Here is a 715-nt window from a genome sequence, read left to right as displayed (position 1 = left end):
TCTTTGAAGGAAATGCGGATTTTCCAAAGTTCAAAAATCGTAAAGCAAAACAATCCTATACAACTAACTTAGTCAATGGAAACATCGAATTGAAAGATGGTCATATCAAGTTGCCTAAACTAAAGCTTGTAAAAATCAAACAGCATAGAGAAATTCCTGCTGATTATAAATTGAAATCCTGTACCATTTCCAGAACAAAGTCAGGAAAATACTATGTTTCCGTACTAACAGAATACGAAAAAGATATACAGCCTAAAACAATAGAAAATGTCATTGGGCTAGATTTTGCTATGGCTGAATTATACGTGAGTAGCGAGAATGAGAAAGCCAATTATCCTCGTTATTATCGTGTGATGTCAGAAAAATTAGCAAAAGCCGGGCGCATTCTGTCCAAACGCAAGAAAGGTTCTGCACGTTGGAACAAGCAACGACTAGTAGTGGCTAAATTACATGAGAAAGTGGCGAACCAACGCATGAATTTTCTTCATCATAAGTCAAAAGAATTAGCTTCTAACTTTGATGCTGTCGTGATTGAGGACTTGAACATGAAAGGGATGTCTCAAGCCCTTCACTTTGGGAAAAGCGTTCATGATAACGGCTGGGGAATGTTCACTACTTTCTTAGCGTGATGCTAGTATAGTTTCATGGACACCCTTTAGTGAAATATAATATTAACGAAGGGATGTGTCCTGATATGGGTAACACAAGCGAAAAA

Annotated in this window: 1 protein-coding gene; it reads left to right on the top strand. The window is 37.3% G+C overall.

Annotation, left to right across the window (positions count from 1 at the left end; all coding sequences use genetic code 11):
- The coding region (locus IC21_RS13215; RefSeq protein ID WP_035181006.1) for an RNA-guided endonuclease TnpB family protein at positions 1 to 629 on the top strand (629 nt) is incomplete at its 5' end.
- Positions 630 to 715: the final 86 nt, after the last annotated feature.

It is taken from the genome of Heyndrickxia coagulans DSM 1 = ATCC 7050 (assembly GCF_000290615.1).
Classification (GTDB): Bacteria; Bacillota; Bacilli; order Bacillales; family Bacillaceae_C; genus Weizmannia; species Weizmannia coagulans.
The sequence above is the reverse complement of the archived record's forward strand: the minus strand, read 5'-3'. Positions and strand labels throughout refer to the sequence as shown.